This is a genomic window from Ruegeria sp. AP7, assembly GCF_056539905.1.
Genome location: NZ_JBQFVT010000021.1, coordinates 22,578 through 30,979, shown reverse-complemented (window position 1 = coordinate 30,979; position 8,402 = coordinate 22,578). Strand labels below are relative to the sequence as shown.

The 8,402-nt window shown below is 56.3% G+C and carries 7 protein-coding genes; 2 read left to right on the top strand and 5 right to left on the bottom strand.

All coding sequences use genetic code 11. The features are described from left to right. Positions 1-357: 357 nt before the first annotated feature. The 3 genes from katG to ACR0KN_RS21780 form a co-directional block, all read right to left on the bottom strand. The gene (katG, locus tag ACR0KN_RS21790; protein WP_480656541.1) at positions 358-2,559 is read right to left on the bottom strand and encodes a catalase/peroxidase HPI; all 2,202 of its coding nucleotides are present in this window, start codon (positions 2,557-2,559) and stop codon (positions 358-360) included. Positions 2,560-2,980: 421 nt separating this feature from the next. After that, positions 2,981-3,964, bottom strand: a complete 984-nt coding sequence (locus ACR0KN_RS21785; RefSeq protein ID WP_480656539.1) for a glycosyltransferase — start codon at positions 3,962-3,964, stop codon at positions 2,981-2,983. A gap of 46 nt (positions 3,965-4,010) precedes the next feature. Continuing rightward, a complete protein-coding gene (locus ACR0KN_RS21780; RefSeq protein ID WP_480656537.1) occupies positions 4,011-4,856 on the bottom strand; it encodes an SDR family oxidoreductase in 846 nt (281 codons plus the stop codon). A gap of 88 nt (positions 4,857-4,944) precedes the next feature. Here ACR0KN_RS21780 and ACR0KN_RS21775 point away from each other — a divergent pair, with 88 nt between their 5' ends. Next, entirely contained in the window at positions 4,945-5,577 is a 633-nt protein-coding gene (locus ACR0KN_RS21775; RefSeq protein ID WP_480656535.1) for a class I SAM-dependent DNA methyltransferase, read from the top strand. A gap of 56 nt (positions 5,578-5,633) precedes the next feature. Here the strand turns inward: ACR0KN_RS21775 and ACR0KN_RS21770 are convergent, their stop codons facing one another. Together ACR0KN_RS21770 and ACR0KN_RS21765 are read right to left on the bottom strand one after the other, a co-directional pair. Next, a complete protein-coding gene (locus ACR0KN_RS21770; protein ID WP_480656533.1) occupies positions 5,634-6,620 on the bottom strand; it encodes a sterol desaturase family protein in 987 nt (328 codons plus the stop codon). A 24-nt stretch (positions 6,621-6,644) separates the two neighbouring features. Further along, positions 6,645-7,400 carry a class II aldolase and adducin N-terminal domain-containing protein gene (locus tag ACR0KN_RS21765; protein WP_480656531.1) on the bottom strand — a complete coding sequence of 252 codons (756 nt, stop codon included), beginning with the start codon at positions 7,398-7,400 and terminating at the stop codon, positions 6,645-6,647. Positions 7,401-7,519: 119 nt separating this feature from the next. Between ACR0KN_RS21765 and ACR0KN_RS21760 the strand changes: the two genes are divergently transcribed. Beyond that, complete coding sequence (locus ACR0KN_RS21760) at positions 7,520-8,395, top strand: LysR family transcriptional regulator (protein WP_480656529.1); 876 nt, start codon at positions 7,520-7,522, stop codon at positions 8,393-8,395. Positions 8,396-8,402: the final 7 nt, after the last annotated feature.

Here is an 8,402-nt window from a genome sequence, read left to right as displayed (position 1 = left end):
ACCGTCTCTCCGATGCGTCTCAACCGTCTCTCCGGCTCGTCTCCGCCGTTCCCAGCGTCCCAGCAACCACCTCAGCAGCGCCGGTGAAGGGGTATTTACGGATTAGGCCTGAGACCTGCAACCCCCATTTTGAAAAAACTTCACATTTCCGCTCGGTTTCTTCTCCATCTTAATGAAAACAATATGTTAGCTTCATAATTTACCCCACAAACCTGCTAAAAAGAAACTCACAGCAACGAGGTGGACGACCTTTCAGCGGAATCATACCCAATGATCGGTAGGCAACCTAAACTCGGGCGAACGAAAACGCCGCCCAAGTCTCCTCGGGCGGCTCAATTCACTGCGGTTGTCACAGGGTTAGTTCAAATCATATCGATCCGCGTTCATCACCTTGTTCCAGGCCGAAACGAAGTCGCAGACAAATTTACCGCCCGCATCGTCCTGACCATAGACCTCGGCCAGCGCCCGCAACTGCGAGTTCGAACCAAAGACCAGATCCGCGCGGGTACCTGTCCACTTCACTTCGCCGCTCGCCCGATCACGACCCTCGTAAACGCCATCACCTGACGGCTTCCACTCGGTTCCCATATCCAAAAGATTCACAAAGAAGTCAGTGCTGAGCGTACCAACCCGGTCGGTGAGCACTCCATGAGAGGTGCCACCGAAGTTTGCACCTAGCACCCGCATCCCACCGACAAGTGCCGTCATCTCAGGCGCAGACAGTGTCAGCAATTGCGCCTTGTCCACCAGCAGAGCCTCGGCCGGAACCGAGTACTCCTTGTGCAGGTAGTTGCGGAAACCGTCGGCGTTGGGTTCCATCACTGCAAAGCTGTCCACATCCGTCTGCTCTTGCGCGGCATCGGTGCGGCCTGGGGTAAAGGGCACGTCAACGTCATGGCCTGCAGCTTTGGCTGCCTGTTCGATGGCTGCAGCGCCACCTAGGACAATAATATCTGCCAAGGAAACTTTCTTGCCACCAGACTGTCCATCATTGAACGCAGCCTGAACCCCTTCCAGCGCATCCAGCGCCTTGGACAGTTTCAGCGGCTCGTTGACCTCCCAATCTTTCTGCGGGGCCAGGCGAATACGCGCACCGTTGGCACCGCCACGCATGTCCGATCCGCGGAAGGTTGAAGCCGAAGCCCATGCGGTCGACACCAGATCCGAAACCGACAACCCGGTTGCGAGTATCTTTGCTTTGAGATCGGCCACATCGGCGTCGTCAATAAGCGCATGATCGACGGCAGGGACATTGTCTTGCCATATGAGCTCTTCGCTCGGAGCTTCTGCTCCCAGATAACGCGCACGTGGACCCATGTCGCGGTGGGTCAGTTTGAACCAGGCGCGAGCGAAGGCGTCGGCGAACTCTTCTGGGTTTTCATGGAAGCGTTTCGAGATCGGACCATAGATCGGGTCCATGCGCATCGCCATGTCGGCGGTGGTCATCATGGTCTTGACCTTCTTGGACGGATCATGCGCCGCCGGCGCCATGTCTTCGTCTTTCACGTCGACCGGTTCCCAGATCCAAGTGCCCGAGGGACTTTTGGTCAGGTTCCAATCATAGCCGAACAACAGATCGAAATAGCCATTGTCCCACTTGATCGGGTTCGCGGTCCACGCGCCTTCAATGCCCGAGGTGGTCGTGTCGTCACCCTTGCCGGTTCCGAAGTCGTTGATCCAGCCAAAGCCCATGTCCTCGATCGGGGCGGCTTCGGGTTCGGGGCCGACCAGGTTGGGGTCGCCCGCACCATGCGCCTTGCCAAAAGTGTGGCCACCCGCGACCAGAGCGACGGTTTCCTCGTCGTTCATTGCCATCCGACCAAAGGTGTCACGGATGTCGCGGCCCGAGGCCAGAACGTTCGGCTCACCATCGGGACCTTCGGGGTTCACATAAATCAGACCCATCTGAACGGCGGCCAACGGGTTTTCCAGATCACGCTCGCCCGAATAGCGGCTGTGCGGGTTCTCGGTTGGGGCCAGCCATTCGGTTTCGGCACCCCAATAGATGTCTTCTTCGGGTGCCCAGATGTCTTCGCGGCCACCCGAGAAACCAAAGGTCGTTCCACCCATGGATTCAATCGCGCAGTTGCCCGCCAGAATATAAAGGTCAGCCCAGGAAATCTGGTTGCCGTATTTCTGCTTGATCGGCCACAGCAAACGGCGCGCCTTGTCCAGGTTGCCATTGTCCGGCCAGCTGTTCAGAGGCGCGAACCGCTGATTGCCGGTCGAGGCACCGCCACGGCCATCCGCCGTCCGATAGGTACCTGCAGCGTGCCAGGCCATACGGATGAACAAGCCGCCGTAGTGACCATAGTCCGCTGGCCACCAGTCCTGCGAATCTGTCATCAGCACGTAAAGGTCTTCCTTCAGCGCCTTCAGGTCGAGCTTTTTGAATTCTTCGGCATAGTCAAATGTCTCGCCCATCGGGTTCGATGCAGGGCTATGCTGATGCAGAATCGACAGGTTAAGTTGGTTCGGCCACCAATCCCGGTTGGACCGGGCCTCGGCGCCATGCATTACCGGGCATTTGCCCATGTTGGGGGTATCACTTCCGTCCATATCGATCTCCAGTACTGGCTAGATGTGTGCGTCGCGCGGTTAACTTTGAAACGAGAAACAGGGGTCTTGAGTGTTTTTGCGCTCGTCCTTGGCATGGGCATTACGCGGGATCGCGCGGATCAGCCCTGCCTTCATTGTAGGAAATAGCATTAACGACTCGTTCTTTCTGTTTGGATGTAGATTTAGCAAATCCAAGCCATTCACATAAGTTTTGTTTTTCGATGATATCGATAACTCAAAACTATCACTTGAACGTCTTCGCGCAGCCGGACGCTAAAGCACGCGATTGCATTTTCACCGTTGGGCTTCAGCGTGACTCGCAATTTGAGCACGTGGGGGTGGCGACGCAAATGGATCTACGATGCTGACCGCTGTGCATTGCCTGACTGACGCCAGCGTCAAGCTGTCTGTCGACACAGGTTCAGTGGCCACTGACTTTCTTATAAAGGGCTGATTTGTAGCCAAAGGGAATTCCCAATACGCCGACCAGCCACCCAGCCGTGCGGGCGATCTGGATCAACCGTCGATCCGGTTGGAACGGAAACAACAGGATTGCCCCCAGCAGTGCCACCAGCCGCAAGGGGGCGCTCAGGAAACCCAAGATCGCCTTTGTCGGCTTCTGATCAAGCTTGCGCCGCATATGCGTGTTGGACTGGTCCCGCCCTCGGGCAGCCTGATACAAGAACGAGAGGCGTTCGGGCGGAATGGTTTCATAAACGAACGCATCAGGCACCCAGCCCACAGGTAAACCGGCGGCAACGGTCTCGGCGTAGAACTTTGCGTCCGTTCCGCCCGTCATCCGCATGGTTTCATCGAACCAAAGCCCGGTTTCGCTGAACAACCTCGTCTCGCCCAGCCAGTTGTTGGTCACGATGGTAACACCGCCGGTATCGTTCAATGTCGCCTTCCTGGCGGCGGCGTTTTCCTTGTCGAGATATCGATTGCTGATGTTGCGCAGCATCAGCCGCTGCATTGCGGTTTCCTGCCCAGTCGGCCCTGCGGCGCGGAGCGGCGCACCCAACAACACAGAGGAACTCTTGCGATAACCGGCAACCAAACTCTCAAGCCAATCGGATGCCACCACTTCATCATCATCAACAAAACAGAGCAGATCCGAACCCTGTTCAAGCGCCTCGCGCGCTGCACGGTTGCGCCCGAAAGGAATGCCAGGCTCGGCCTCAAGGACATAATCCAGACCCGCCCCGTTGGGCAGAACAGCCCCCGCTGCCCGCACGGTATCCTTGCTAAGCGGTGAACTGTCGTTTTCGACCACAAGGCATCGCACTGAGCAATCAGGCGGCAGCTTCATCTCGCCCCAGCTCTCGATCAATGCAGCCAGCATTTCGGGGCGCTGCCGGGTGAGAGTAGAAACCGTAATCTTCAGGGTGGCTGAGCGATCCTTCATCGCATCCCCATACTACCTGCATCTGTTTCTTGACAAGGCGCAGTGATCACGAGGGTTCCATCAACGCTTCTAACCCAACCCGGTAATTTGGGTAGAGCAGTGAGATACCCAACTCTTCTTTAATCCGATCATTCCGAACGCGTTTGTTTTCATCGTAAAAACTACGGGCCATCGGAGTCAGATCAGCCTCATCAAACGGCACAGCAGGCGGTAACGGCAGTCCCTGCAGCTCGGCCGCATAGCCGATCACATCCTGCGGTGGCACCGGTTCATCATCGCAGACATTGTAGATCGCGCCCGGATTGGGTTTGGCCATCGATGCGATCAACACCTGTGCAATATCATCAACATGAATACGCGAGAATACCTGCCCCGGCTTGATGATCCGTCTCAGGCCACCTCTCTTGAGCTTGGAAAACGGTCCACGCCCCGGCCCATAAATGCCCGCCAATCGGAATGTATGTAACGGTAGGTCCGGGATATCTGCCCACTGCGTTTCTGCACGCACGCGCCACCGACCTCGTTCGGCGGTAGGTTCGGGCGCGGTGGTCTCATCCACCCAACCCCCATCGTGATCACCATAAACCGCTGTGGTCGACAGATACCCAACCCATTTGAATTGCCCGGCGCGGGCGGCAATCTCATCGCGCAACTCTGCCAATACAGGGTCACCATCTGCTGTAGGCGCGGTTGAGATCAATACATGTGTGACACCTTCCAGGTCAGGCCGTCCCCCCGGCCAGACAATCGGCTCGGCGCCCGACGCGCGAATGGTCTCAATTTGCTTTGGATCGCGCGAGGTTCCGATGATCCGCCAGGATGCTGGATCAAGTCGCTTCGATGTCGCTCGGGCAGAATAGCCGTGGCCGAAGGAAAAAAGTGTCTGAGTCATAGCTCCTTTGATGATCCGCCCGGCCCGGGGATGCAAGCGCCGGATGGACGCACTTGATTCGAATCCTCTGATGCGCCTTCATTGATGTATGAGCAACAAAACACCCGATCTACGCGCCGCCTATTCCTTGAAGTCGCCTGAAGAGAACAAGCGTCTCTACGCTGAATGGGCCGGAGACTACGACGACAATTTTGCCGCACTGGAAGACTATCAACTCCACATCCACACAGCGCGCGCTTTCGTTGCTGCCGGTGGTCAGGGGCCGGTATTGGATGTTGGAGCGGGAACGGGGTTATGTGGTGCGGTTTTGGCGGGGCTGGGCGTTGGCCCGATTGACGCCACTGATATAAGTGCTGAAATGCTGGATCAGGCGATGCGCAAGGATATCTACCGAGACGCGATCGAGGCCGATCTGAATCAGGGCCTGCCCGTCCCGCGTGACAGCTATGCAGGCGTGGTCTCCTCCGGAACGTTCACTCATGGCCACTTGGGGCCCGAGGCCTTGCCCGCGCTCTTGCGGGTCGCGCGTCCCGGCGCACAATTCGCCCTGTCAATCAACGCAAAGCACTTTGAGGCGCTGGGGTTTTCCGATGCATTCGGCGCTCTCGAGGCTGAACAAATCAGCAATATGTCATTTGCCGAAGTGCGTATATATGGTGAGCTAGCCGCCGGCCCCAACAAGGATGACATTGCTTTAATCGCACTGTTTGAAAAGGGCTGATCAGACACTAATCAGGGCTTATCTGACTATGTCCGGACCTTCGCGGCATTAGTCTTCTAGGTATACATCTGCTTCTTATACGCCCGAGTCCGTGTTGTCGCCTCAGCTGAGCCGTCGTGATAGGTCCCGAACCACTTATCGAACGGAATCTCAGAAGTGCCATAGTTGCACTCGAAATACCGGTGATGAAGCTGATGGAAGAAATCTCCTGCCCGCGCTGCGTCCGTCTCGCCAGCCTTTAGCTTTTCAAAGCCCGAATGGGACAGAACCGGGCTGATCTGCTGAAAGTAAACATGAAACAACAGATGCAGCGGGTGCGAGGGCACGATCAGATGGATGAAGTAGGTCGAAAAATAAAGCAGGTTTTCATACCAGTGGTTCGATATCCCTGACCACGGCCCGATATTGACGTTGCGGTGATGCACGGCATGGACGTGTTTATAGAGTTTCGGGTGATGCTCCAACCGATGGACCCAGTAGAAATGCAGCCCGGACCACATCGGAATCAGCAGCATCCAGATCACGAACCAGACCGGCGCTGCGGCCCAAGTTATGACTGGCACGTAGCCGTTCGCCATCGCCCAATAGATTATCCATTGATAGACCGTGGCCACAGTCATCGCGCTGCCCAAGGTCCACCAGATATTATCCAAAACCTGGTTTCGAAAAGTGAATGAACCGTTGTTCCGAGTCAGGTCCCGACGGTCGAACTTTTTATACATGCCCTGCCCTTTGCGCATGTAAAGCCTCCAATGCAGGCCCCCAGCAACCAGGATCTGAGGGAGCATATTCAATAGCCAAACGCGGAACATCCAACCAGGCGCGAAGGATTGCATAGTCTCTAATGCAGGCAAAAACGCAAAATATGCAACCATTGCCAAGGCCATGCACAGAGTCAGCGACGTAAGCGGCAGCCAAGCCCCTCTGTACCAATGCAGGATCTCAGCGGGGCGCGGCGGCCAATTGAACAAAGGATTCAGACCGACCGGACCGTCGGGGCGGTAATTCCAGCGGGCGGCTTCTGCATCATGAACGTCAGTCATGGCTGAAACTCCTTAGAGGGGGTATTAGGTTGCGTAGTCCGAGCCTTCGGCATCCAGGACTGCTTTAATTTCGCGCAGATGCGCCTCGGCCTGACCGGGATAGTCATCCAATTCCTGTGCGGTCTTTTCCGCAATTTCGTCGGACAGAATGCGCAAGGGCTGGCCAGTTTGAAGCGCACGGATGTAAGTTTCAGCGGCGCGTTCAAAATAGTAGAGTCTATTAAAGGCATCTGCAGGGCCGTCACCGATCACCAGAACCCCATGATTGCCCATGACCATGACCTTTTTCATCGGGTCTGACAGCATCGAAGCACATCGTTCGCCCTCGCTTTCGAATGCCAGACCACCGAATTCCTCATCGATCACATAGCGATTGAAGAAGGTTGTGGTGTTTTGATCAATCGGCGGCAGGGTGCTGTCCGCCAGTGAGGCCAGAACCGTCGCAAAAATCGAATGCACGTGCATCACACAACGCGCATGGTGGCAATGGCGGTGGATTGATCCGTGCAACCCCCATGCCGTCGGGTCCGGCGCTCCGGGCTGATCCATGACATTATTGTCGTTGGCATCCAGTAGCAGCAGATTTGACGCTTTGATCCGCGAGAAATGCATCTGGTTGGCATTCATCAGAAACTGCGTGCCGTCTGCATTGACCGCCAGGCTAAAATGGTTCGCCACCCCTTCATGCATGTTGAGACGCTCGGTCCAGCGGAAGGCTGCGGCCATATCAACACGTTCGGACCAATGATCAATGTTGGGGCGCAGGTTGGTGACGCTCATACCGGACTCCTTCGTGGGGCGATTGGGGCATTGGGTAAATCGTGCCTGCACTGCAAAAGTTTGACCAACGAAAAAAACACACCTAATTCATAAGTAAAACTACTGGCGGAGTTATGCATATGCGGAAACCACTTCCTCCTCTGGGTTGGCTGCGCACATTTGAGGCAGCGGCCCGTCACCTGTCGTTTACAGGTGCGGCACGGGATCTGAATATGACGCAAAGTGCGGTTAGTCAGCAGGTCAAATCGCTGGAGGGGTATCTGGGCCAGCCGTTGTTCCTGCGTCGCCCGCGCGCATTGGAACTGACCGAAACAGGCATCACCTATTTGCCGGTTGTGCGCGAGGCGTTTCGGACGCTTGTAAGGGGCACCCAGGCCGTCACGGGGGCGCAACAAAACGCGGTTCAGGTGCAGAGCAACATAACATTTGCCGTCAACTGGCTGGCGCCGCGTCTTCCCCGGTTTCGGAAACTGCACCCGGATGTGCATTTGAACATCTTCACCGAGCTGTGGGAGCCACGCGAAATGGCTGAGGGTGCGGCGGTCGAAATTCGATATTCGCTGCGTCCTGCCGACACGGTGCGCACAGAACTATTGCAGACCGATCACTATTATCCCGTCTGTGCTCCGGGCTTCCGGGTAACGCTTGAGACCTTGCAAGAACAGCCTCTTTTTGATTGTTCGAACTTGCTGTCGAATTGGGAGAGTTGGATCACAGATCAGGGTCTAATTTGGGAGAAACCGCAGGTTACCTACTCGACGACCTATCTGGTCAGCCTGTCAGTCGCGATGGCTGGAGGCGGATTGTGCCTAGCCCATGACATGATCGCCAAACGCCTACTTGACGAAGGTCGCCTAATTGCGCCGTTCTCTCACCGTGCCGCCATGCCCGAGGCATACTATTTGCTGCTGTCACCTCAAGCTGAGGAAACGCCGGGCGCATTGGTTTTTGTTGACTGGCTGCGCTCCGAAATCGCAGCCGACACTCAAAACTAGACCGGGG

Coding starts and splice junctions, on each gene's coding strand:
- katG (WP_480656541.1), bottom strand. CDS start 2,559: ATGGACGGAAGTGATACCCCCAACATGGGCAAATGCCCGGTAATGCAT.
- ACR0KN_RS21785 (WP_480656539.1), bottom strand. CDS start 3,964: ATGAAGGATCGCTCAGCCACCCTGAAGATTACGGTTTCTACTCTCACC.
- ACR0KN_RS21780 (WP_480656537.1), bottom strand. CDS start 4,856: ATGACTCAGACACTTTTTTCCTTCGGCCACGGCTATTCTGCCCGAGCG.
- ACR0KN_RS21775 (WP_480656535.1), top strand. CDS start 4,945: ATGAGCAACAAAACACCCGATCTACGCGCCGCCTATTCCTTGAAGTCG.
- ACR0KN_RS21770 (WP_480656533.1), bottom strand. CDS start 6,620: ATGACTGACGTTCATGATGCAGAAGCCGCCCGCTGGAATTACCGCCCC.
- ACR0KN_RS21765 (WP_480656531.1), bottom strand. CDS start 7,400: ATGAGCGTCACCAACCTGCGCCCCAACATTGATCATTGGTCCGAACGT.
- ACR0KN_RS21760 (WP_480656529.1), top strand. CDS start 7,520: ATGCGGAAACCACTTCCTCCTCTGGGTTGGCTGCGCACATTTGAGGCA.